24 protein-coding genes are annotated in these 23,992 nt (G+C 52.7%); 10 read left to right on the top strand and 14 right to left on the bottom strand.

The window, feature by feature from the left end; translation table 11 throughout:
* Positions 1 to 102: 102 nt before the first annotated feature.
* Together IB196_RS14150 and IB196_RS14155 are read right to left on the bottom strand one after the other, a co-directional pair.
* On the bottom strand, positions 103 to 933 hold the full coding sequence (locus IB196_RS14150) for an N-acetylmuramoyl-L-alanine amidase (RefSeq protein WP_188232517.1): 831 nt from the start codon (positions 931 to 933) through the stop codon (positions 103 to 105).
* Positions 930 to 1,253, bottom strand: coding sequence for a heavy metal-binding domain-containing protein (locus tag IB196_RS14155; protein ID WP_001160725.1), 324 nt, complete (start codon positions 1,251 to 1,253; stop codon positions 930 to 932). The genes IB196_RS14150 and IB196_RS14155 overlap by 4 nt, the downstream gene beginning before the upstream one ends.
* 126 nt (positions 1,254 to 1,379) lie before the next feature.
* On the opposite strand from IB196_RS14155, the gene IB196_RS14160 reads away from it, so the two are divergent.
* The 6 genes from IB196_RS14160 to artJ all read left to right on the top strand — a co-directional run bounded on the left by IB196_RS14160 (position 1,380) and on the right by artJ (position 5,982).
* The gene (locus IB196_RS14160) at positions 1,380 to 1,895 is read left to right on the top strand and encodes a lipoprotein (RefSeq protein WP_188232518.1); all 516 of its coding nucleotides are present in this window, start codon (positions 1,380 to 1,382) and stop codon (positions 1,893 to 1,895) included.
* 225 nt (positions 1,896 to 2,120) lie between these two features.
* Positions 2,121 to 2,849 carry an arginine ABC transporter ATP-binding protein ArtP gene (artP, locus tag IB196_RS14165; RefSeq protein ID WP_003027295.1) on the top strand — a complete coding sequence of 243 codons (729 nt, stop codon included), beginning with the start codon at positions 2,121 to 2,123 and terminating at the stop codon, positions 2,847 to 2,849.
* A gap of 16 nt (positions 2,850 to 2,865) precedes the next feature.
* The gene (gene artI, locus IB196_RS14170) at positions 2,866 to 3,597 is read left to right on the top strand and encodes an arginine ABC transporter substrate-binding protein ArtI (RefSeq protein WP_005122104.1); all 732 of its coding nucleotides are present in this window, start codon (positions 2,866 to 2,868) and stop codon (positions 3,595 to 3,597) included.
* A gap of 6 nt (positions 3,598 to 3,603) precedes the next feature.
* Positions 3,604 to 4,320, top strand: a complete 717-nt coding sequence (gene artQ, locus IB196_RS14175) for an arginine ABC transporter permease ArtQ (RefSeq protein WP_040231854.1) — start codon at positions 3,604 to 3,606, stop codon at positions 4,318 to 4,320.
* The gene (artM, locus tag IB196_RS14180) at positions 4,320 to 4,988 is read left to right on the top strand and encodes an arginine ABC transporter permease ArtM (RefSeq protein WP_005122106.1); all 669 of its coding nucleotides are present in this window, start codon (positions 4,320 to 4,322) and stop codon (positions 4,986 to 4,988) included. The genes artQ and artM overlap by 1 nt, the downstream gene beginning before the upstream one ends.
* Before the next feature lie 262 nt (positions 4,989 to 5,250).
* Positions 5,251 to 5,982, top strand: a complete 732-nt coding sequence (gene artJ / locus IB196_RS14185; RefSeq protein ID WP_005122109.1) for an arginine ABC transporter substrate-binding protein ArtJ — start codon at positions 5,251 to 5,253, stop codon at positions 5,980 to 5,982.
* A gap of 177 nt (positions 5,983 to 6,159) precedes the next feature.
* Here the strand turns inward: artJ and phoH are convergent, their stop codons facing one another.
* The 5 genes from phoH to putP form a co-directional block, all read right to left on the bottom strand.
* On the bottom strand, positions 6,160 to 6,948 hold the full coding sequence (phoH, locus tag IB196_RS14190; RefSeq protein WP_005122110.1) for a phosphate starvation-inducible protein PhoH: 789 nt from the start codon (positions 6,946 to 6,948) through the stop codon (positions 6,160 to 6,162).
* A gap of 520 nt (positions 6,949 to 7,468) precedes the next feature.
* Positions 7,469 to 8,752 (bottom strand): iron uptake transporter deferrochelatase/peroxidase subunit, encoded by a 1,284-nt coding sequence (gene efeB / locus IB196_RS14195; RefSeq protein ID WP_040231852.1) that lies wholly within the window; start codon positions 8,750 to 8,752, stop codon positions 7,469 to 7,471.
* Between the two features lie 5 nt (positions 8,753 to 8,757).
* Positions 8,758 to 9,885: an iron uptake system protein EfeO gene (gene efeO / locus IB196_RS14200; RefSeq protein WP_005122112.1), complete on the bottom strand. Its 1,128-nt coding sequence runs from the start codon at positions 9,883 to 9,885 to the stop codon at positions 8,758 to 8,760.
* A 57-nt stretch (positions 9,886 to 9,942) separates the two neighbouring features.
* Positions 9,943 to 10,776: an iron uptake transporter permease EfeU gene (gene efeU, locus IB196_RS14205; protein WP_188232519.1), complete on the bottom strand. Its 834-nt coding sequence runs from the start codon at positions 10,774 to 10,776 to the stop codon at positions 9,943 to 9,945.
* 214 nt (positions 10,777 to 10,990) lie between these two features.
* On the bottom strand, positions 10,991 to 12,499 hold the full coding sequence (gene putP / locus IB196_RS14210) for a sodium/proline symporter PutP (protein ID WP_040231851.1): 1,509 nt from the start codon (positions 12,497 to 12,499) through the stop codon (positions 10,991 to 10,993).
* 421 nt (positions 12,500 to 12,920) lie between these two features.
* On the opposite strand from putP, the gene putA reads away from it, so the two are divergent.
* A complete protein-coding gene (gene putA, locus IB196_RS14215) occupies positions 12,921 to 16,883 on the top strand; it encodes a trifunctional transcriptional regulator/proline dehydrogenase/L-glutamate gamma-semialdehyde dehydrogenase (RefSeq protein ID WP_188232520.1) in 3,963 nt (1,320 codons plus the stop codon).
* A 57-nt stretch (positions 16,884 to 16,940) separates the two neighbouring features.
* The gene (locus IB196_RS14220) at positions 16,941 to 17,336 is read left to right on the top strand and encodes a lysozyme inhibitor LprI family protein (RefSeq protein ID WP_188232521.1); all 396 of its coding nucleotides are present in this window, start codon (positions 16,941 to 16,943) and stop codon (positions 17,334 to 17,336) included.
* On the opposite strand, the gene rutR is transcribed toward IB196_RS14220, so the two are convergent.
* From rutR to IB196_RS14235, 3 genes are all read right to left on the bottom strand, one after another.
* On the bottom strand, positions 17,333 to 17,971 hold the full coding sequence (gene rutR, locus IB196_RS14225) for an HTH-type transcriptional regulator RutR (RefSeq protein WP_005122118.1): 639 nt from the start codon (positions 17,969 to 17,971) through the stop codon (positions 17,333 to 17,335). The two genes, IB196_RS14220 and rutR, sit on opposite strands and share 4 nt — an antisense overlap.
* 58 nt (positions 17,972 to 18,029) lie before the next feature.
* Complete coding sequence (locus IB196_RS14230; protein WP_155020884.1) at positions 18,030 to 18,944, bottom strand: DMT family transporter; 915 nt, start codon at positions 18,942 to 18,944, stop codon at positions 18,030 to 18,032.
* Between the two features lie 162 nt (positions 18,945 to 19,106).
* Positions 19,107 to 19,280 carry a general stress protein gene (locus IB196_RS14235; protein WP_003036022.1) on the bottom strand — a complete coding sequence of 58 codons (174 nt, stop codon included), beginning with the start codon at positions 19,278 to 19,280 and terminating at the stop codon, positions 19,107 to 19,109.
* Positions 19,281 to 19,665: 385 nt separating this feature from the next.
* On the opposite strand from IB196_RS14235, the gene wrbA reads away from it, so the two are divergent.
* Positions 19,666 to 20,262 carry an NAD(P)H:quinone oxidoreductase gene (gene wrbA / locus IB196_RS14240; protein ID WP_003832057.1) on the top strand — a complete coding sequence of 199 codons (597 nt, stop codon included), beginning with the start codon at positions 19,666 to 19,668 and terminating at the stop codon, positions 20,260 to 20,262.
* A gap of 20 nt (positions 20,263 to 20,282) precedes the next feature.
* Positions 20,283 to 20,510 carry a YccJ family protein gene (locus tag IB196_RS14245; RefSeq protein WP_001143127.1) on the top strand — a complete coding sequence of 76 codons (228 nt, stop codon included), beginning with the start codon at positions 20,283 to 20,285 and terminating at the stop codon, positions 20,508 to 20,510.
* 37 nt (positions 20,511 to 20,547) lie between these two features.
* Here the strand turns inward: IB196_RS14245 and agp are convergent, their stop codons facing one another.
* From agp to IB196_RS14265, 4 genes are all read right to left on the bottom strand, one after another.
* On the bottom strand, positions 20,548 to 21,789 hold the full coding sequence (gene agp, locus IB196_RS14250) for a bifunctional glucose-1-phosphatase/inositol phosphatase (protein WP_188232522.1): 1,242 nt from the start codon (positions 21,787 to 21,789) through the stop codon (positions 20,548 to 20,550).
* Positions 21,790 to 21,877: 88 nt separating this feature from the next.
* Positions 21,878 to 22,585: a winged helix-turn-helix domain-containing protein gene (locus tag IB196_RS14255; protein WP_005122123.1), complete on the bottom strand. Its 708-nt coding sequence runs from the start codon at positions 22,583 to 22,585 to the stop codon at positions 21,878 to 21,880.
* Positions 22,586 to 22,653: 68 nt separating this feature from the next.
* A complete protein-coding gene (locus IB196_RS14260) occupies positions 22,654 to 23,409 on the bottom strand; it encodes a sulfite exporter TauE/SafE family protein (protein WP_005122127.1) in 756 nt (251 codons plus the stop codon).
* A gap of 86 nt (positions 23,410 to 23,495) precedes the next feature.
* Positions 23,496 to 23,984, bottom strand: a complete 489-nt coding sequence (locus IB196_RS14265; RefSeq protein WP_005122128.1) for a hypothetical protein — start codon at positions 23,982 to 23,984, stop codon at positions 23,496 to 23,498.
* Positions 23,985 to 23,992 lie beyond the last annotated feature (8 nt).

Here is a 23,992-nt window from a genome sequence, read left to right on the forward strand (position 1 = left end):
TGCCGGATGGCGGCGCAAGCGCCTTATCCGGCCTACAAAAAAACAGCCCAAATTAGCCGTAGGTCTGATAAGCGAAGCGCCATCAGGCATTGGTGTTCTGCGTTAACCCTGCCCGTATTTTTCCAGTAACGCTTCGGCAATCGCCTGAGTTTCTGCATCCGCCACGCCGTTCCACAACGTCGGGCGGAAGTGCATCTGGAACGCCATAATCACCCGCTGCTGTTCGCGCGGCGTCATATCAGATTTTATCTCATAGCCGTAGCGCGACAGCAGATCGAGTAAAGATGCGGTTTCTACCGGCGAATGAGGCGCTCGCCCGGCAAGATAAAACGCCACACGCTGAGCATCCGGCCAGGCGCCAATTCCCTGTTCGGCCAGCACTTTCCATGGGAAAAGCGGTCCGGGGTCGTCCTTTCGTTGCGGGGCGACGTCCGCATGGGCTACCACGTTCTGCGGTTTTATGTCGTAGCGGGCGATAATATCTTTCGCCAATGGGATCAGCGCCTGAATCTGCGCGGGCTCAAACGGCGCAAAATATTTTGTCCCCGCCGATTTTTGCCAGCCGCGGTTTTCCAGCTCAATGCCAATCGAGGTATCGTTGATACGGGTGGCACCGCGCCAGAAGCTAATCCCCGCATGCCAGGCCAGATCTTTTTCCGGAACCAGTTGCCAGATACGCGGCTTACCGTGATACAACGGCGGCACCGCCGGGATCAAATAATGCGAACTGACGTTTTTATCCGTCAGCGTTGCCAGAGAAGAATCAAAGTCATCCGCCGTATAATGGATAACCAGCACTTTAATGCGCGGGTAAGCAGCCTGCGCCTGACGGCGGGTATCTAACTGATACCCGTCTTTGTCGACAATCCCTTTTTCGCCAGCACATCCCACCAGCAACAGCGTAAATGCCAGCAGACACAACAGACGCTTCATCGGCGAGTTTTCACCGCGGTACCGCTGACGCTCACCATCAGCATACTGCCGTCTTTGCCCACGGTTTCGTAATCGATATCGATACCGACAACCGCATCAGCACCCAGCGCTTTGGCCTGTTCACCGAGCTCCTGAAAAGCAATTTCGCGCGCTTTTCGCAGCTCTTTTTCATACGCGCCGGAGCGACCGCCGACAATATCGCGGATGCCAGCAAAGAAATCGCGGAAGATGTTCGCGCCTAAAATAGCTTCACCGGTAACAACACCGCAGTATTCCACGATGCTCTGCCCTTCCAGCGTAGGGGTAGTCGAAAACTGCATGGTTAATCTCCTTTTTGCGCTAAGAGCACGATCTCAAAAGCATTATCGAACCGATCCACTATCATTGAAAGGATATATTCTATCAACGTAGAACACTAATAGTAGAAAGCTAATAAGGAAATCATTATGCGCTACTCGAAACTCTCTCTGCTGGTTCCCTGTGCACTCCTTCTCAGCGCCTGTACTACCGTGACGCCGGTTTATAAAGATAACGGCGCGCGTAGCGGTTCATGCGTAGAAGGCGAGCCAGACAGCGTGGCTCAACAATTCTATGATTACCGTATTCAGCATCGAAACAACGATCTTACCCCCCTTCGTCCATACCTTAGCGACAATCTGGCGAAACTGCTGAACGATGCCAGCCGTGATAACGCGCATCGCGAACTGCTGAACAGCGATCCGTTCTCCAGCCGTGCCACATTACCGGATAGCGCCAGCGTAGCCAGCGCATCAACGATTCCGAATAGTGATGCACGCAACATCCCGCTGCGCGTAGAGCTTAAACAAGGCGATCAAAGCTGGCGTGATGAAGTGCTGATGATCCGTGAGGGCCAGTGCTGGGTCATTGATGATGTCCGCTATCTGGGCGGCAGCGTACACGCGCCAGCCGGGACGTTGCGCCAGTCTGTCGAAAACCGCTAATCGCGCCATTCACCCGTCTAAATCATAACCCCCATAAATTGTCTGGCATTCTGCATAGAATGCCGACAATTATTCTTACCCGCTGGTAGCTCCGCTATTTTGTGCTATGTTTAGATAAGAATGCGGTTTGCATTTAACTTTTAACGCATAAATATTGCATAACTATTCTGTCAAAGGTAGTATCTGCGGCTTCAATAGCTATCAGACTGCCAGTATCGAGTGTCAATGAGTATTCAATTAAACGGCATTAACTGCTTCTACGGCGCACATCAGGCGCTGTTCGATATCACGCTGGATTGCCCTCAGGGTGAAACACTGGTGTTACTTGGCCCAAGTGGAGCCGGGAAAAGCTCGCTACTGCGCGTACTCAACCTGCTTGAGATGCCGCGCTCGGGCACGCTCTCTATTGCGGGTAACCGTTTCGACTTCACGAAAACCCCGTCAGATAAAGCCATTCGGGATCTGCGTCAAAACGTGGGCATGGTCTTTCAGCAATATAATCTTTGGCCGCATCTCACGGTGGTGCAGAACCTGATTGAAGCGCCCTGCCGCGTACTGGGTCTGACAAAAGAGCAAGCGATGGCGCGTGCCGAGAAACTGCTGGAACGTCTGCGCCTGAAGCCATACAGCGATCGCTATCCGCTGCATCTCTCCGGCGGCCAGCAGCAGCGTGTGGCCATTGCCCGCGCGTTGATGATGGAACCGCAGGTGCTGCTGTTTGACGAGCCTACCGCAGCGCTTGACCCGGAAATCACCGCCCAAATCGTCAGCATCATTCGTGAGCTGGCGGAAACCAATATTACTCAGGTGATCGTCACCCACGAAGTGGAAGTTGCACGTAAAACAGCCAGTCGTGTGGTGTACATGGAAAACGGTCATATCGTCGAGTTTGGGGATGCGAGCTGCTTTGCCAACCCGCAAACCGAAGCGTTTAAAAACTATCTTTCTCACTAAGATTCGGGACAATACAATGAAAAAAGTTCTGATTGCCGCGCTAATCGCAGGTTTTAGCCTTTCCGCTACCGCAGCCCAAACCATTCGTTTCGCCACCGAAGCGTCTTATCCTCCGTTTGAATCGATCGATGCTAACAACAAGATCGTAGGGTTTGACGTTGATCTGGCGAATGCGCTGTGTAAAGAGATTGACGCTACCTGTACCTTCACCAATCAGGCCTTCGACAGCCTGATCCCGAGCCTGAAATTCCGTCGTTTTGACGCGGTAATGGCCGGTATGGACATCACGCCTGAGCGTGAAAAACAGGTTCTGTTCACCACTCCTTATTACGACAACTCTGCGCTGTTTGTTAGCCAACAGGGTAAATACACCGGCATTGATCAGCTGAAAGGTAAAAAAGTCGGTGTCCAGAACGGTACTACGCACCAGAAATTCATCATGGATAAACATCCGGAAGTGACTACCGTGCCGTATGACAGCTACCAGAATGCCAAACTCGATCTGCAAAACGGCCGTATTGACGGCGTCTTTGGTGATACCGCAGTAGTGACAGAGTGGCTGAAAGACAATCCAAAACTGGCCGCAGTTGGCGACAAAGTCACGGATAAAGATTACTTCGGTACCGGTCTGGGCATCGCTGTGCGCCAGGGCAATACCGAGCTGCAGCAGAAATTTAACGCTGCGCTGGAAAAAGTGAAGAAAGATGGGACTTACGAGACCATCTACAACAAATGGTTCCAGAAGTAATATTTGATGAATGAATTTTTTCCTTTAGCAAGCGCCGCCGGGATGACCGTCGGCCTTGCCGTTTGTGCGCTGATCATCGGCCTCGCGCTCGCCATGTTTTTTGCCGTCTGGGAGTCAGTAAAATGGCGCCCGGTAGCATGGGCGGGCTCGGCCCTGGTCACCATCCTGCGCGGTCTGCCGGAAATTCTGGTGGTTCTGTTTATCTATTTTGGCTCCTCACAACTGCTGTTGACGCTGGCCGATGGCTTTACGATCAATCTCGGGTTCGTGCAAATCCCGGTGCAGATGCAGATCGAAAACTTCGACGTCAGCCCGTTCCTGTGCGGTGTGATTGCACTGTCATTGCTTTACGCAGCCTATGCCTCACAAACACTGCGTGGCGCGCTGAAGGCCGTGCCACTCGGGCAATGGGAATCAGGCCAGGCGCTGGGTTTATCTAAAACCGCGATTTTCTTTCGCCTGGTGATGCCGCAGATGTGGCGTCACGCGCTGCCGGGGCTGGGTAACCAGTGGCTGGTATTACTGAAAGATACCGCGCTGGTCAGCCTGATCAGCGTGAACGATCTGATGCTGCAAACCAAGAGCATCGCCACCCGTACCCAGGAACCCTTTACCTGGTACATCGTCGCGGCGGCTATTTACCTGGTGATTACGCTGGTGAGTCAGTACATTCTCAAACGCATTGACCTGCGCGCGACACGTTTTGAGCGGAGACCGGGCTGATGCTTGAGTATTTACCTGAACTACTGAAAGGGCTGCATACCAGCCTGACGTTGACGGTCGCCTCCATCGTAGTTGCTCTGGTGCTGGCGCTGATTTTCACCGTCATCCTGACGCTAAAGACGCCGATTGTGGTCTGGCTGGTTCGCGCCTATATCACGTTGTTTACCGGCACACCACTGCTGGTGCAGATCTTTCTGATCTACTACGGGCCAGGGCAGTTTCCGACGCTGCAGGAATATCCAGTGCTCTGGCATCTGCTGTCCGAACCGTGGCTGTGCGCGTTAATCGCCCTGTCGTTAAACAGTGCGGCCTATACCACGCAACTGTTTTACGGTGCGATTCGAGCAATCCCGGAAGGCCAGTGGCAGTCCTGTGGTGCGCTGGGGATGAGCAAGAAGGATACGCTGGCCATTCTGCTGCCGTACGCCTTTAAACGCGCCCTCTCCTCGTATTCCAACGAAGTGGTACTGGTGTTTAAAAGTACCTCACTGGCATACACCATCACGCTGATGGAAGTCATGGGCTATAGCCAGTTGCTGTACGGTCGCACTTATGACGTGATGGTTTTCGGCGCGGCTGGCGTGATTTACCTGATCGTCAACGGTTTGCTGACGTTGATGATGCGCTTGATCGAACGTAAAGCGCTGGCGTTTGAACACCGGAATTAAGCATATGCCGGATGACGCTATGCTTATCAGGCCTACGGTTCATGCACCTTTTGTAGGCCGGATAATGTGCTAGCACCGCCATCCGGCAAATATGCATAAAACAAAATAATAAAGACGGACAACAACCTAAATTGTCCGTCTTTTTTTATATCAAAAAAAATAATTAATCATTTTTATTGCATATAAATTCATTAAGTGGCATTGTTAATCCACGCCGCAGACACGGTAAATAATCATAAGATTGACAGACGGGAGTTCCACCATGAAAAAGTTAGTACTGGCCGCATTACTTGCTACTTTCGCCGCTGGCGCCGCAGCTGCTGATAAAATTAGTTTCGGTGTATCAGCTACTTACCCGCCATTTGAGTCACTGGACGCCAGCAATAAAATTGTCGGTTTTGATATCGATCTGGCAACAGCATTGTGTAAACAAATGCAGGCTGAATGTACTTTTACTAATCATGCTTTCGACAGCCTGATCCCCGCGCTGAAATTCAAAAAATACGATGCGGTGATTTCCGGTATGGACATCACGCCTGAACGTAGCAAGCAGGTTTCCTTCACTCAGCCGTACTATGCCAACTCCGCGCTGGTGATTGCGAAGAAAGACACCTATAAAAGCTTTGATGACCTGAAAGGCAAACGTATTGGGATGGAAAACGGCACCACGCACCAGAAATACCTGCAGGACAAACATCCTGAAGTAAAAACGGTGGCCTACGACAGCTATCAGAATGCAATCATCGACCTGAAAAATGGCCGTATTGATGGGGTATTTGGCGACACTGCCGTCGTCAATGAGTGGCTAAAAACCAATCCACAGTTAGGTTCTGCAACGGCAAAAGTCACCGATCCGCAGTACTTTGGTACGGGTCTTGGTATAGCTGTTCGCCCGGATAATAAAGCACTGCTGGAAAAACTGAACAGTGCGCTGGCCGCCATCAAAGCTGACGGCACGTACCAAAAAATCAGTGACCAGTGGTTTCCACAGTAACCTCAGTCTTGTTAAAAAAGCCGCGACCAGCGGCTTTTTTACTGCTATTTTCCCATGCGGGATACAACGTGAACACCTGACCTCATCAACAATGCTGGCCACGCCATCAGTCCGTTGTGCTCATAGGGGTACAAAAAACAAAGCCCGGTTTCCCGGGCCTTGAAGACGGAGTACTTATCAGTTGTAAGCGTTGAGCGTCCGCTGACACAGTGCCGAGCGAACGCAATCATCTTTGTTGAATCGAACGATCCCAATCATGTCATCTTCTTCGAAACGGGCCAGCGCATCGCTTAGCCCTGAACGAACATGAGCGGGGAGATCGCACTGGGTAATATCCCCATTCACAATCACCGTCACATTCTCTCCGAGGCGAGTCAAAAACATCTTCATTTGCGCAGCAGTCACATTCTGAGCCTCATCCAGAATGACAACGGCATTTTCAAATGTACGTCCCCGCATATACGCGAACGGCGCGATTTCTACCTTACCAATCTCAGGTCGCAGGCAATATTGCATAAAGGAGGCTCCCAGACGTTTTACCAGCACGTCATAAACCGGACGAAAATAGGGAGCGAACTTCTCGGAGACATCCCCAGGTAAGAAGCCGAGGTCTTCATCAGCTTGCAGAACTGGACGGGTTACTATGATCCTGTCCACATCTTTGTGGATCAGGGCTTCTGCTGCTTTCGCTGCGCTGATCCAGGTTTTACCACACCCGGCTTCGCCTGTGGCGAAGATCAGCTGTTTACTCTCGATAGCATTCAGGTAGTGCGCCTGAGCTTCATTTCGCGCCGTGATCGGTGTGGCGTCGCGGCTATCACGCGCCATACCAATCGCTTCTACGCCGCCCATCTGCACAAGCGAGGTGACCGATTCATCTTCGCGTTGTTTATGGCTACGCGAATCCCGCCTCAGCACACGTTTTGCTTCGCGACGAGCTTTGATCACTGCTTTTTGTCTTCCCATGGATAGCACCTTGAGTTGTAGGTATACATCACACGCGCCGTTGGCGGCACGATTATGCGCACGAACATCTGAGGGTTGGCTTCCTTGTAAGCCATTGCCTGCCTTTGGATAAGACGCCATACACGGCTACGCGCACCGTACAGGGTGTCAGTTACAAGGATAAGAAGTGAAAGGGAGAAAGATTTAACGGTGACGAGATGGCTACCGAAAGAGAAACGTCCGCATAAGGGACTGCAATAACTTTGAAAAATGTGTCCAGTACAGGACTTTTCCATTCGCGATCTCCATAGTGAATGACTATCACCGCCGGGAACTACCGCTATTACGTATAATTACATCATAACCTTTCGTTAATGCAACAATATTTTTACTTATTGTTAACTTAATTTCATCTTATCACCAGCAACAGTCTCTTGCAGAGAGATGACAGAATTATTTCAGTCGCCGCCGATCATGAAAAATAATTTTTTCATTCATCAGAGTGTCAGGAAATGCCCCGCAGCGCTGCGGGGCACAATCATCACGCTTCGAGCAGGGCTTGCCCCAGATAGTGGCCAGCGGTTTTGACACCCGGTAATGCAAAGAAATAGCCCCCACCAATCGGTTTGACATACTCCTCAAGCGCTTCACCGTTCAGGCGTTTCTGAACCGTCAAAAACCCTTTTTCCAGGTCGTGCTGATAGCAAACGAACAACAGTCCCATATCCAGTTGACCAGAATTGGTCACGCCAAGCGAATAACTGTAGCCACGACGCATCATCAGGCTGGTCTCTGTTTCTTTCGTGCGCGGGTTCGCCAGACGAATATGGCTGTCGAGTGCAATCACCTCGCCTTCGGGATCGTTGGCGTAATCCGGCACATCATGCTCATGCTGCATACCCAGCGGCGCGCCGGTATGTTTATCGCGGCCGAAAATCGTTTGCTGCTCTTTAAGCGGCGTACGGTCCCAAAATTCCACGCGGAACTGGATGAGCCTGACGGCCTGATAGCTACCATCTTGAGCCCACGCAGGTTCTCCTTGCCCATCCGTCACCCACACGACGTCTTGCATCAACTTCGCATCGGTAGCATCCGGATTCGCGGTGCCGTCCTTAAAGCCAAGCAAGTTGACCGGGGTCTCTTTACCCTTGCTGCGTGCGGCATGATCAGAAATAAACCCTTCACGTTTCCAGCGCACGCTGAGCAGATCAGGCGTGTGCTTAATGATATCGCGTAGCGCATGGATAACGGTGTCCTGCGTATTGGCGCAAATCTGCAACAGCAGATCGCCATGACATAATGCCGCATCCAGTGAGTCATTCGGAAAACGCGTCATTTTTTGCAGTTTTTTCGGCATCTGTGCTTTCAGACCATAGCGATCATCAAACAGTGAAGATCCAACCGACAGCGTCATCGTCAGATTATCCGGGGCTATGTATGCCCCAAGAATACCGGAATCCATAGGCGGTAAACGTGGATTCGGCGTTTCTGGCGCCGGCCCACCGGTGGTTAGAAATGCAAACCGGCTGGTCAGTAAACGAAACAGACGCTCAAGATCAGCTTTATCGCTGGCGAGCACATCAAACGCCACCAGCATCATTGAGGCTTGCTGCGGCGTCAGGATCCCGGCCTGGTGCTGGCCATAAAACGGTTGTTGCTCGCTACGCGCATCCGGAGACAGGGTTCCCGGCGCACTTTGCGTTTTTTGCGCGTGAGCGACCGGGCATGCGCCCGCCAGCGCCAGTGCCCCACCCAGCGCCCCCATCCCTTTCAGTAAACGTCGGCGTGACGGTTCGCTCACGCCGTTTTCATTATCGTGCTGCATAGTGCTTAATCCAGACCCAGAACACCGCGTAATTGCGACAAGTCTTCCGCCAGCGTCGTGATTGGCCCTTTCAGCGCATTACGATCGGCATCGGTCAGTTTGTCATAGGTTTCAAAGCCGTCTTTGGTACGGTACTTGCTCAGAATGGTATCGACTTTTTTGAAGTTCGCATCCACCTTCGCCAACAGATCAGCATTGGATTTTTGTAACTGAGGGCGCAGGAGATCGACAATTTTCTGCGCGCCATCGACGTTGGCCTGGAAATCCCACAGATCGGTATGGCTGTAGCGATCTTCTTCCCCACTGATTTTGCTGGCAGCAACTTCTTCAATCAGCCCTGCTGCCCCGCCAACCACTTTAGACGGTGGGAAAGCCAGCTCGCTAATACGCGTTTGCAGGTCAAGAACATCGCTGTTTAGCTGGTCAGCGTACTTGTCCATACCTTTAGTGGTATTGTCGCCAAACAGCGCTTTCTCCAGGCGGTGGAAGCCGGTGAATTTCGGATCGGCGGCTTTTTGCTCATAATCATCTTCACGCGCATCAATGCTGCCGTCGAGATCGGAGAACAATTCGGCAATTGGCTCAATACGCTCATAATGCTGACGGGTTGGCGCATACAGCGATTTGGCTTTTTCCACATCGCCCGCTTTAATAGCATCCGTAAAAGCTTTGGTGCCAGTCACCAGTTGCGCTGTTTCTGCCGTTACATAAGCTTTGTATTCAGTAATTGCACCACTCAGGCTCAGCAGAGCGTCGCTGTGCGCGGCATCTGCCGTTGCAGCCCCCTTCACGATCAGCTTGCCTTTCGGGTTGGTCAGCAGACCGCAGGTCATATCATATTCACCCGGCTGCAGGTTAGCCGTCATTTTCTGGCTAAAACCGGGCGCAATGTTTTCACGCTCTTCGACCACCATCACGCCTTTGAGGATCTCCCACTCCAGCGCTTTTTGACTGTGGTTCTGAATGATGAACTGAGTCTTCCCGGCATTCACCGTGATTGTCATCGGTTCACACTGTTTGTCATTAACCGTGACTTTTACCTGCGGGATATCAGCAGCGTGAGCGGTAAAAGCAGATGTAAACAGCGCGGCAATACCCAACTGCAGCGCACTACGGCGGAAATTAATCGTCATGACCCATCCCTATAAAAAGTATGTTGTAACTAAATGATATTCTTGCATCACGTTTTATCAGGGTGCGGTACGTGATGCCGTAGTGCCTGAACGAGGTGGCAGAGCAAACATAATCAATGCCGGAATCAGATAGATAAACCAGACAGCAACTTCACTGACGCTTGGCGCTTCCTGATAGCCGAAGATCCCTTCCATTAATGTGCCAAACAGCGAATGCGTTGACAGAACGCTGCTCATGTCGAACGCCACATCCTGAAAATGATTCCATAACCCGGCTTCGTGGAACGCGCGGATGGCCCCGGCGGCAAGACCGGCAGCCACCAGCAAAATAAACAGGCTGGTCCATTTGAAGAATGCCCCGAGGTTGAGGCGAATGCCGCCGAGGTAAATCAGGTAACCCAGTACTACCGCGGTGGCCAGCCCCAGCGTCGCGCCTAGCGGTGGCCAGATACCCACATCCTGCTGAAATGCCGCCAGCAGGAAGAACACCGATTCCAGGCCTTCACGGGCAACGGCAAAAAAGACCATCATCACCAGCGCCCAGCCGTGATGATTACTGCGTTGCAACGCGTTATCGACAGCCTGTTCAAGCTGGACTTTGACGTTGCGGGAAACTTTGCGCATCCAGAAGACCATCCAAGTGAGGATCACCACGGCAATGAGCGCCACGATGCCTTCAAACAGTTCCTGTTCTTTTTGCGGAAATTCACCGGTGGTTTCGTTGATGAAAATGCCTAACGCCAGGCACAACGTCGCTGCCAGCAGAACACCAATCCACATCACCCCAATCCATCGACCACGCTGAGTCCGTTTCAGGTAGCTGGCAATCAGGCTGACAATCAGCGCGGCCTCTAACCCTTCGCGCAACATAATTAGAAATGGAACAAACATGCGAAGTACCCTTTAACGTTATTCTCAGTCAACTGATGCAAAGAAAAGTAAATTACAGTGATAGTGATTATCATTACAGCAAAGAAAAACTCAAGCAGAATGTTTTGAGAATGATGACTGAATGTAAAAGGTTAGGAGGGTAACGGTTAAAAAGGTTTACGACCGGGGCAATAAAAAAGCCCGCGCACGGCGGGCTTGAGGGACAGGAGATAAATTATTCTGCCTGCAAACGCGACGGCGGTGCTGAATGATAATGCGCGTCAGCCTCGGCAAAACGTTTCTGCATTGCTGCTGACGGCGCTTTACCCCACAGACTGAAGACCACAATCCCGATACTGCCGAACACGAAGCCCGGGATGATTTCATACAGACCCAGCCAGGCAAACTGCTTCCAGACGATAACCGTCACTGCACCAATGACCATCCCTGCCAGCGCGCCGTTACGGGTCATACGCGACCACATTACGGAGAGCAGAACCACCGGACCAAAGGCAGCACCAAAGCCAGCCCAGGCGTAGCTCACCAGGCCGAGCACACGGTTCTCTGGGTTTGCCGCCAGCGCGATAGACACCAGCGCCACGACCAGCACCATGATACGCCCAATCCATACCAGCTCTTTCTGGCTGGCATTTTTACGCAGGAACGCTTTGTACAAATCTTCGGTGATTGCACTCGAACATACCAGCAATTGGCAGCTCAGCGTCGACATCACCGCTGCAAGGATCGCAGACAACAGAATACCGGCAATCCATGGATTGAACAGGATCTGCGCCAGTTCAATAAACACACGCTCGGCGTTCTGGTTCACGGCACCCGCCAACGACGGGTTGTTACTGAAGTAAGCAATGCCGAAGAAACCAACGGCAACAGCACCAGCCAGACACAGAATCATCCAGGTCATACTGATGCGACGTGCGTGGACAATACTATGGTGGGAATCGGCAGCCATAAAGCGCGCCAGGATATGCGGCTGACCGAAATAACCCAGTCCCCATCCCATCAGGGAAATGATGGCAACAAAATTCAGCCCTTTGAACATATCGACGTTTTCAATGCTCTTTTGCTTAATCACTTCCAGCGAGTCTTCAAATCCGCCGACACCAATAATCACCATCACCGGTGTCAGGATCAGGGCGAAGATCATCAGGCTGGCCTGGACGGTATCGGTCCAGCTAACAGCCAGGAAGCCACCAATAAAGGTATAAATGATCGTCGCGGCCGCTCCCGCCCACAGCGCGGTTTCGTAGCTCATACCAAAGGTGCTTTCAAACAGACGCGCCCCCGCCACAATCCCTGAAGCACAATAGATGGTGAAAAACAGCAGAATAACCAGTGCAGAGATAATCCGCAGGATACGGCTTTTATCTTCAAAGCGACCGGTAAAGTAATCCGGTAACGTCAGCGCATTGTTATTGTATTCGGTGTGTACGCGTAAACGTCCGGCCACCAGCTTCCAGTTGATCCAGGCGCCCAAAATAAGGCCGATGGCGATCCAGCTTTCTGAAATCCCCGACAGGAAAATTGCGCCTGGCAGCCCCATCAGCAGCCAGCCGCTCATGTCAGATGCCCCGGCAGATAACGCCGTTACGAACGGACCCAGACTGCGTCCCCCCAGAATGTAATCGTCAAAGTTTTTGGTTGAACGCCATGCAATAAACCCTATCAATATCATGCCAAAAATATAGACACAGAATGTGACTAACATCGGTGTGCTAATAGCCATCAAAACTCTCCAAAATTATGTATCGGCAATGCCGTGGCTTACCGTTTTATTACCCTGCCGGAACGTGGCAAAGATATCTGTATTGACCAGGGCGACCGTATCCTGCCGGAAGCCATGGCCATTCACAATCGATTTAACACACCATTTACATCAATTTTGATCCAGAGTAGATAGCATTTTTCTGTAGGTTGCACTCTCTCACATTTTTTCTGGTTGCACCTTTAAAAAGTGTTAACTACCGCAGAGAAAAAGATTCTGCATTTTTACAGCCCTCGTTATAAACATCATATTTATTAACATTTCATTCATTTCCAAGCTTGCAAACCAGGTCACATTTAACATGGTTGCACAAAGTTGCAACATAGTGGATATTTCTCGGTAACTATCAGATCCGTATTTCAGTACAACAGGAGTAAACGGCATGGGAACCACCACGATGGGGGTTAAGCTGGATGACGCCACACGCGAGCGTATTAAAACAGCAGCATCACGAATCGATCGCACGCCACATTGGCTGATCAAGCAAGCCATCTTTAATTATCTCGAAAGACTGGAAAATGACGATGCGCTCCCGGAGCTGCCTGCCCTGCTGGCGGGTGCGGCAAATGAGAGCGAGGAATCCACTGCGCAACAAAATGAAGCGCACCAGCCTTTCCTTGAATTTGCCGAGCAGATCCTGCCGCAGTCTGTTTCCCGTGCGGCCATTACCGCGGCATATCGCCGCGCTGAAACCGACGCGGTGCCAATGTTGATGGAACAGGCTCGTCTGCCGCAACCTATCGCCGAGCAGGCCCATAAACTGGCCTATCAGTTGGCAGATAAACTGCGCAACCAGAAGACGGCCAGCGGACGTGCCGGCATGGTCCAGGGACTATTGCAGGAATTCTCCCTTTCCTCACAGGAAGGCGTCGCGCTGATGTGTCTGGCGGAAGCACTACTGCGTATTCCCGACAAAGCCACCCGCGATGCGCTGATCCGCGACAAAATCAGCAATGGCAACTGGCAATCACACATCGGACGCAGCCCGTCTCTGTTCGTTAACGCTGCAACGTGGGGATTGTTGTTTACTGGTCGTCTGGTCTCCACCCATAACGAAGCCAGCCTCTCACGCTCGCTGAACCGCATCATCGGCAAGAGCGGTGAACCGCTGGTGCGTAAAGGCGTCGACATGGCAATGCGCTTGATGGGCGAGCAGTTCGTCACCGGAGAGACTATCGCCGAAGCGCTGGCTAACGCGCGTAAACTGGAAGAAAAAGGTTTCCGCTACTCTTATGACATGCTGGGTGAAGCCGCGCTGACCGCCGCCGATGCCCAGGCCTATATGGTCTCCTACCAGCAGGCGATCCATGCCATTGGTAAAGCCTCAAACGGGCGCGGTATTTATGAAGGCTCAGGGATCTCCATCAAACTGTCTGCACTGCACCCGCGATACAGCCGTGCGCAGTATGACCGCGTGATGGATGAGCTTTACCCACGTCTGAAGTCGCTGACCCTGCTGGCGCGTCAGTATGACATCGGCATTAATATTGACGCCGAAGAAGCCGACCGACTGGAGATCTCCCTCGATCTGCTGGAAAAACTGTGCTTTGAGCCCGAACTGGCAGGCTGGAACGGGATCGGCTTTGTTATCCAGGCCTACCAGAAGCGCTGCCCGTACGTCATCGACTACCTGATCGACCTGGCCACCCGCAGTCGCCGTCGCCTGATGATCCGTCTGGTTAAAGGTGCGTACTGGGATAGTGAAATCAAACGAGCGCAGATGGACGGTCTGGAAGGCTATCCGGTCTATACCCGCAAGGTGTACACCGACGTTTCCTATCTGGCCTGTGCGAAAAAACTGCTCGCGGTACCGAATCTGATCTACCCGCAGTTTGCCACCCACAACGCCCATACGCTGGCGGCCATTTATCAGTTAGCGGGTCAAAACTACTATCCAGGTCAGTATGAGTTCCAGTGCCTGCACGGCATGGGCGAACCGCTGTATGAGCAGGTCACCGGCAAAGTTGCCGATGGCAAACTGAACCGCCCATGCCGTATTTATGCGCCGGTCGGCACGCACGAAACGCTGCTGGCTTACCTGGTTCGTCGCCTGCTGGAAAACGGCGCCAACACCTCGTTCGTCAACCGTATTGCGGACACTACCCTACCACTGGATGAACTGGTAGCCTGCCCGGTCGAAGCCGTTGAAAAACTGGCGCAGCAGGAAGGTCAGGCCGGGCTGCCACATCCGAAGATTGCCCTGCCGCGAAACCTGTATGGCAAAGGCCGCGAAAACTCCGCAGGGCTGGATTTAGCAAATGAACACCGCCTGGCCTCGTTGTCCTCTGCCCTGCTCAATAGCGCGCTGCAAAAATGGCACGCTAAACCGATGCTCGAACATCCGGTTGCTGACGGTGAAATGACGCCAGTCGTCAACCCGGCTGAGCCGAAAGACATTGTGGGCTACGTGCGAGAAGCGACTCACGCTGAAGTGGAGCAGGCGCTACAGAACGCCGTTAATAATGCCCCTATCTGGTTTGCTACACCGCCACAAGAGCGCGCCGCTATTTTGCATCGTGCCGCCGTGCTGATGGAAGGTCAGATGCAGCAGTTGATAGGCATCCTGGTGCGCGAAGCGGGTAAAACCTTCAGCAACGCCATTGCGGAAGTTCGCGAAGCTGTCGACTTCCTGCACTACTATGCCGGCCAGGTTCGTGACGATTTCGACAACGAAACGCATCGTCCGCTCGGCCCGGTGGTCTGTATCAGCCCGTGGAACTTCCCACTGGCCATTTTCAGTGGACAAATTGCGGCTGCACTGGCAGCAGGTAATAGCGTGCTGGCAAAACCTGCGGAGCAAACCCCGCTGATTGCCGCCCAGGGCATCGCGATTTTACTCGAAGCCGGTGTACCGGCGGGCGTGGTGCAACTGCTGCCCGGTCAGGGTGAAACCGTCGGGGCGCAGCTCACTTCCGATGAACGCGTTCGCGGCGTGATGTTTACCGGCTCCACTGAAGTCGCCACGCTGTTACAACGCAATATCGCGACCCGCCTTGATGCTCAAGGGCGTCCAATCCCGCTTATCGCCGAAACCGGTGGGATGAACGCCATGATTGTCGACTCCTCCGCGTTGACGGAACAGGTCGTGGTCGACGTGCTGGCCTCTGCGTTTGACAGCGCCGGACAGCGTTGCTCGGCACTGCGCGTCCTGTGCCTGCAGGATGATATTGCCGACCATACGCTGAAAATGCTGCGCGGCGCCATGGCGGAATGCCGCATGGGCAACCCTGGCCGCCTGACCACCGATATCGGTCCAGTTATTGATGAAGAAGCCAAAGCCAATATTGAACGTCATATTCAGGCCATGCGTGCCAAAGGACGTCCGGTATTCCAGGCCGTGCGTGAAAACAGCGACGATGCGCGTGAATGGCAAACCGGGACCTTTATTGCACCAACGTTGATTGAGCTGGAAAGCTTTGATGAGCTACAAAAAGAGGTGTTCGGCCCGGTGTTGCACGTCGTGCGTTACACCCGGAACAATCTGGGCAGTCTGATTGAGCAAATTAATGCCTCCGGCTACGGCCTGACGTTGGGCGTGCACACCCGTATCGATGAAACCATCGCCCAGGTCACGGGATCGGCACATGTAGGTAACCTGTACGTTAACCGCAATATGGTCGGTGCCGTGGTCGGCGTGCAGCCATTCGGTGGCGAAGGCTTGTCAGGAACCGGGCCAAAAGCGGGTGGACCGCTGTATCTGTACCGCCTGCTGGCTAACCGTCCGGAAAATGCGTTAGGCATTACGCTTGCGCGTCAGGATGCAGACTACCCGGTTGATGCGCAGCTTAAAACTGCACTCATTCAGCCGCTGGAAGCACTCAGTGAATGGGCAACAGACCGTCCATCGCTACATGCGCTCTGCCAGCAGTTTGGCGAACTGGCGCAGGCCGGTACCCAGCGTCTGCTGCCAGGACCAACCGGCGAGCGCAATACCTGGACGTTGTTGCCGCGCGAACGCGTGCTGTGTATAGCCGATAACGAGCAGGATGCGCTGGTGCAGATTGCTGCCGTGGCCTCCGTTGGCAGTCTCATCCTGTGGCAAGATGATGCTTTCCATCGCGAACTGGCAAAACGCCTGCCAACTGCGGTTTCCGGGCGTATTCAGTTTGCCAAAGCAGACACCCTCACCGCACAGCCGTTTGGTGCCGTTATTTTCCACGGCGATTCCGATCAACTTCGCGCATTGTGCGAAGCGGTGGCGGCCCGCGAAGGGGCGATTGTCTCGGTCCAGGGCTTTGCCCGCGGCGAAAGCAATATTCTGCTGGAGAGGCTGTACATTGAACGCTCCCTGAGCGTCAATACCGCCGCTGCCGGGGGGAACGCCAGCCTGATGACAATCGGTTAAGGTTGTGGTTAATTAAGGCTCCGGCAACGGAGCCTTTTTTATGAAGCAGAGGGAAGCATGAAACGAATTGTACTGACATGTGCAGCGCTGCTGCTGAGCGGCCAGGCACTGGCGGATGAATGCGCCAACGCGAACACGCAGATTGAGATGAACACCTGCGCGGCAGAACAGTTTAAGGCGGCAGACGCCAAACTTAATAAAACCTATCAGAATGCGCTGAAGCGTGTCGCCCCAACCCAGCGCGATTTACTGAAAAAAGCGCAAACCTCATGGATAACATTGCGCGATGCGGACTGTGCGTTAATCAGTTCCGGTACCGAAGGCGGCAGTGTCCAGGCGATGATATCCAGCCAGTGCCTGACGGACAAAACCAACGAGCGCGAAGCGTTTCTCGCCTCGCTCTTACAGTGCGAAGAGGGTGATTTAAGCTGCCCGTTACCGCCGGCAGGTTAACGCACACGGATCCCTTCAATAATCATCCGCTGCACGCTCTCAACGGTTTGGTTAAAAAAGGCTTCATCACGCAGCGTTGCGCCCGTCACCGCCTCAACCTGTGGGGCAAAGTCGGCGTAATGCTGGGTTGAAGCCCAAATCATAAAAATCAGATGATGCGGGTCAACCGGTGCCAGTTTTCCACTACTGACCCACCCGGCAATCAGCGCGGATTTCTCATCAATCAGCGTTTTGAGATCGCCCGTTAACTCCGTCATCAACAACGGCGCGCCTGCCAGCATTTCCATACAAAACAGTCGCGATGCCTGAGGATAATCGCGGGACACTTCCAGTTTGAGTCGGATGTACTCTTTAATCGCCACCAGCGGTGCAAAGTCCTCGCGAAAGGCCTTCAACGGCGCCAGCCAGACAGCGAGGATCTGGCGTAATACGGCAATATAGAGCACCTCTTTAGAAGGGTAGTAATAAAGCAGATTCGTTTTAGACACTCCCGCCAGTTCCGCAATCTGCTCCAGACGCGTGCCATGAATCCCATACTGGGAAAAGACATTTAATGCCGCGGTTAAGATAGCCTGGCGTTTTGCACTCACGGCCTGCGAGCGTTTACCTGTTTTTTTCTCTGCGCCTTGAGCCATGCACCCTCTCCTTGTTCTGAGCGCGCCAGCATAACAAATCGCACACTGAAACGTTAAATTAAAGCGACTCGGGCGGAGCCTCCTGCTGGACGGCTTTCTTCTTTTTGAACTTCAGTTCGCTGACCAGTACGCCAATGATAATGAATGCCGCCCCCAACAGAGCAAGCAGCGGCAGGCGTTCTCCTGCAAGTCGTCCAAAAATCCCCGCCCATACAGGCTCACCGGTATAGATTACCGTTGCGCGTGTCGGCGAAACGCTGCGCTGCGCCCAGTTCATGGTAACCTGGATAATCGCGCTAAAAATGCCCAATCCTAATGCCACGACCAGCAAGCCTGTCGACATGGGAGGAACCGACTCACCTGCGGGCCCCATCGCAATAAACGCCACCACCGAAGCGGTTGCCAGTTGCACCACCGTGACCCGACGTACATCCACTTTTCCAGCCCATGCGCTGATCAGGATAATTTCTGCCGCTATCGCCACTGCCCCCACCAGCGTGATCCACTCCCCTTCGCCGAGCGCCAGTAAATTGCCATCCGGCCCGGCAAGAAATATCAGTCCGATAAAGGCCAACACAATACCGACGCACGGCATCACCCCAGGCATTCGTCCCAGACACAACCACTGCAACAGCGGTACCAGCGGCACGTACATCGCGGTGATAAACGCCGATTTACTGCTGGGAATAAATTGTAGTCCCCAGGTTTGCAGACTATAGCCCAGCGCAATGGCGATACCGATTGCCACGCCTGCTTTGAATTCCAGCCACGTTAACTTATGCAATGTGCGTAACGACAAAAGCGCGACCGCCAGCGCAGCAGTGGCAAAACGCACGCCAACAAAGAAAAAAGGTCCGCTCAGGGTAACGGCATATTGCACCGCCAGAAACGTGCCACCCCAGAACATGGTGATCACAATGAGGATCGCCTCCTGAGGTTTAACAGAGAAGGAATAACGAGAAAGTAATGACATGAGACACCCGATTAGCTGAATGTCATTAGTCTGCGTTGCGTTTTGTTACAGTTCAACCTTGCAGACAAAAAAAACCGCCGGAACGACCCGGCGGCGGTGGCGACGTAACGTCTGTCTCTGAACACTCAGCCGTCACGATATCTCTAACAGACAGCCCGACAATTACGATTTGTTATTGCCGTGACTATTCTTGCCCCCTTTTTTGCCTGCTTCTGAAGCGCGTTGCGGGTCATTCTTGAAGTTGCCCCCGCTGTGCTGGCCACCTTTTCGACCTGCTTCTGATGCTCTTTCACGGTCTTCCGCAAAGTTGCCGGAACCGCCCCGATGGTTTGCCATTACTGACCTCCGTCATTGATTAGCCATCATATTGCATAGGTACTGAGGAGTGATACCTCACGCAGCGCATGGGCCGTGCCCTGATTTTTACTGCGTGGGATTAAGCATAGTGAAGAGTAACCGGATAACCGGCGAACTGTAATATTCTGCAACAGGAATGGCCGCAAGATGTTAATAATCGCGGTATGAAATCAATAAGTCTTTCTTATGGTTACCAAATTCCGCCAGGTTAAAAATGTATCATTTTGCAACAAAAACAGTTGTTATAAAAATTGTTATAAATCAAAGAAGTGATTGTGAAATTTGCACTCCTGGCCGTACGTCATATCTTTAAAGGGAGGTAGCGAATCGCTACGGACACGGTTAACTCGAGGAGTAGTGTAAAATGGCAAAAGTTCTGGTGCTTTATTATTCCATGTACGGACACATTGAAACCATGGCCCATGCAGTCGCAGAAGGCGCAAATAAGGTAGATGGCGCGGAAGTCATTATTAAGCGTGTGCCAGAGACAATGCAGCCTGAAATCTTCCTGAAAGCAGGCGGTAAAACACAAAACGCACCAGTCGCAACCCCGCAGGAACTGGCTGATTACGACGCCATTATTTTTGGTACCCCCACGCGCTTTGGCAACATGTCAGGTCAGATGCGTACCTTCCTGGATCAGACCGGCGGACTGTGGGCATCTGGCGGCCTCTACGGCAAACTCGCCAGCGTATTCAGCTCAACAGGCACTGGCGGCGGTCAGGAACAAACCATTACATCAACCTGGACAACACTAGCCCACCACGGGATGGTGATTGTTCCCATTGGATATGCGGCGCAAGAACTGTTTGATGTCTCACAAGTTCGTGGCGGTACGCCGTACGGCGCAACCACCATTGCCGGGGGTGACGGCTCCCGACAACCAAGTCAGGAAGAGTTATCTATCGCCCGCTATCAGGGTGAGTATGTCGCAGGTCTGGCAGTAAAACTCAACGGCTAATCTTCAACAGGAGGATTCGAATGCCAACTCAAGAAGCGAAAGCCCATCGCGTCGGCGAATGGGCAAGTCTGCGCAACACATCGCCAGAAATAGCCGAAGCCATTTTTGAAGTCGCGAATTATGACGAGAAACTGGCGGAAAAAATTTGGGAAGAAGGTAGCGACGAGGTACTCATCAAAGCCTTTGAGAAAACAGACAAAGATTCGCTCTTTTGGGGTGAACAGACTATCGAACGCAAAAACGTCTAGCGCTCTGACTCCCCCGCGCTCGCGGGGGATTTTTCTTTTACTTCGCCGCCTCATTCAACACGCTGTCGAACTTGTCAACAGGGCAAAAGCCATTAGCATCAATCGGACAGCCTTTCAGTTCCAACGTCACACGTTGGGCCGGGGATTTGAGCGCCAGAACCTCCGCATTTCTCAACTGCTGCGCACTCTGATACACATACTCAATTTTCATCAGATCGCGGTTTGTGTTGCTGTCATGCCAGCGCTGGAAGACAATTTTACCGCCAATCGGCGTGCGTTCGTTCTGGTCATGGAGCTGGTACGGTTTAAAATCCAGTGCCGTAAGCAATGAGGCAATGTTCGAGTCATGTCCCACCAGCACCGTAATTTTCGGCGCTTTCGCCCGTTCAGTCACCAACGCATTGTCGATATATTTGACCAACGGTTTGGCGACGTTTTGCGCCACTTCTGCAGAGGTGAACAGGCTGTCCTGATAACCATTTTTCAGCTTCGACAGCACCTTCCACTGTTGATCAGATTTGATCTCCCCCCAGGCAACCTTGTCCATCGGGAAGCCCTCGTAATATTGCAAGGTGAAGGCATCAACCAGCGAATTCCCCACCTTCAGAGGCCCGGAAACACCAGGCTCTTGCTGATACTTCGCACTGAATGTGTCTTTCGCATCGGTCAGGGAACACTGCTGCTTTTCTTTACAGGACGGCGAGTCTTGGTAGTTTGTGATTTGCTCAAGCAGTTGGTAACTGTCGTCGAGCTGCATGTGGCCGCGCTCTTTCTCCATCGCCTGAACGGCCTGCTGACTGAATGCGGCGGAATCATCGGTGATCACCGGGTTAAAAGTGGGATCCATGGTACCCATTTTTTCCTGATGGTGGACCACAACGTCACAACCCGGGAAAGCCCCCGTGACAAAAAACTGCGCCGTCGCTACTGTCCGCTGCAGACTGTTAGCATAGGTGTAAACCGTGCCCGGTGCCGGACATTCACCGGATTTCACCATGCCCTGTTCTGCCAGCCATTCACGCATGTAATGGCCCATATAGATTTCCAGCACGCCGCCTTTAGTGGTGAGTTGTCCGCCCGGGACATCCCACTCCGGCCACTGTTTGGGGGTGGACTGCTCGAGAACGCTGCCATTATTGGCTAAAGGTGCACGTAAGTTATGTCGACTCATCATCAATACTTGCTGAAGCTGATAACCTTCCGGTGCCGTCTGTGCCTGTGCAGCCGTTGACAGCAATACAGCCCCCGCCACGGCGGTGGCGATTAACGATTTTTTCATCCCTACGACCTCTTGTTGTTATCAATCACCACAGAGTGTGACAGATATATGACATTTTTCCGGGAACGCTTTCGCAAAAATGGGGAATCTACCGTGTCGTTTGGATGCCAAACTCCGTTTGAAGTTTGCGCACACCAAGTGGGGTAAAGGTAACGTGGCGGCTGCCTGTCTGCGTTTTAAGCCACTTCTGTTCGCTAAACCAGCTCAGCAGCGTGGCGCCGAGCACGCCGCCGGGATGATAACGTCGCTCACTCCAGTCCAGACAGCCACAGGTTAATTTCCGCCGGGATGAGCCAGCAGTGAGGACAATCCCCATCTGCGCCAGCTTTTCCCGTCCAAGTGACGTCAGCGTTTCGCCATCCGACGTTAACCACTGGCGGGAAACCAGCGTATCGAACAGCCTTACCGCCACTTCTCCAGCCAGATGATCGTAGCAGGTTCGGGCATGCCGCAAGCTTAGCGGCGTAGTAATTTTTCGTGGTACGGATGTGCTCCACGCCACGCCCATCAGGCGCTCCAGCAGTTCGGCGATATCGGAACCTGCCAGGCGAAAATAACGATGCCTGCCCTGCGCAAGCGCCACAACAAAGCGTTGTTCACACAAACGCGCCAGATGCGCGCTGGCCGTCGAGGCTGACACGTCCGCCACGGCGCTAAGTTCGGTTGCGGTCCAGGCGCGCCCATCCATCAAAGCACACAGCATACGCGAACGCGATTTATCCGCCATCACTGCCGCAGTAAGCGCCATTCGCGACTCCAGTTCACCCTCTTCTTCGTGCAGTATCACCGATGCCATAGCGCCTCCTTTGGCGTTGCTCTCTGAATTAACGATGGCATGAAACTGGCGTAAAGTCACAGTGAGACTTACGCGGCGCGCAGCATCATCTCCACGCCCAACCCCACCAGACAGAACAGAAAACAGCGTTTAAACACCACAGGAGAAATCACTCGCCGCACACGAGTCCCTATCCACTGTCCCAGTAGCGCAGGAAGAATGGCACATGTCGATAAACTCAGGGACTGAACAGGTAACGCATCGTGCCACCACAAACCCAGTGCTAACGCCAGCGTCGAAAACGTAAACGAAATGCCAAGCGCCTGCACCAGTTCATCCTTTTCAAAGCCCAAAGACTGGATCCATGGCACGGCGGGCATCACAAATACCCCCGTTCCCCCCGTCAATAAACCGGTCACGAATCCAATGACAAGGGAAAAGGGTTTTTCACGCTGCGGGGCCACCGCAATTTTCTTTCCCGCCAGCGTCCAGAGGGCATAGGCAACCAGTGCCATGCCAAGCGCAAACTGGGTCCGGGTTGTGTCGCCCCCGGTGATCCAGACACTGGCAAGCAAAGTGGCAATCACCACCGCCAGCAGCATAGGCCACAGCCGTTTGAGCAATTGACGCGTATTTCCGCCACCGCCAAACTGAAACAGATTACTGATCAGCGAAGGCAACAGCAGCATGGCCGCCGCCGCAACCGGTGAAATAAGCGATCCGAGGATCCCCATCGCCACGGTGGGCAGCCCCATACCGGTGACACCTTTCACCATCCCGGCGAGGACAAACGTGACGGTAATCATCATCACCAGGGAGGATTCAAATGCGTATACATTGGCCATTCTTTATTTTCCCACAAAAAAAGATAAGCCAGGTTAAACGCGACTATGAATACTTGCTTCGTCGGGTGACGAAATATGCCATCCAATTATTCGCAGATAATCACTTCGCTGCGGATATTACGTGCACAATATAAAGTTCCGTCTGTCAGATACAATTGATGAAAGCGCGTGTTATCTGGGATGTTGTGTAAAAGGGAACGCTCAGTATCAATGAACTCTCGTTGTATCCGATAATGAACCGCATCATCAGTTTCAAAGGAAACGTATTCCCGTTTGGTATAGGGTTTACTTTTTAATTTCACATACACAATGTATTGCACCGTACTGAATGTCAGTCCAGTTTTTGCAGCAATCTCTTTCAGATTTAGTGGTTCAGAAGACGTATAGAGAGTTTGTACCTGCTCAATACGTTTTTGATTGTAGGCGGATACCCGCAGGCTGAGTTTCAGTCGATACGCCATATTGCGCACAACCGTAATATTAGTGCGAAGCATCCCCGCAATCTGCTCCGTCGTGAGAACGCCTGCGTTTTCACGCAGGACGGCCAGACTTTCTTTATTCCACCTGAATGCCATATAGCGTT

It is taken from the genome of Citrobacter sp. C6_1, from assembly GCF_014596835.2.
Classification (GTDB): domain Bacteria; phylum Pseudomonadota; class Gammaproteobacteria; order Enterobacterales; family Enterobacteriaceae; genus Citrobacter; species Citrobacter pasteurii.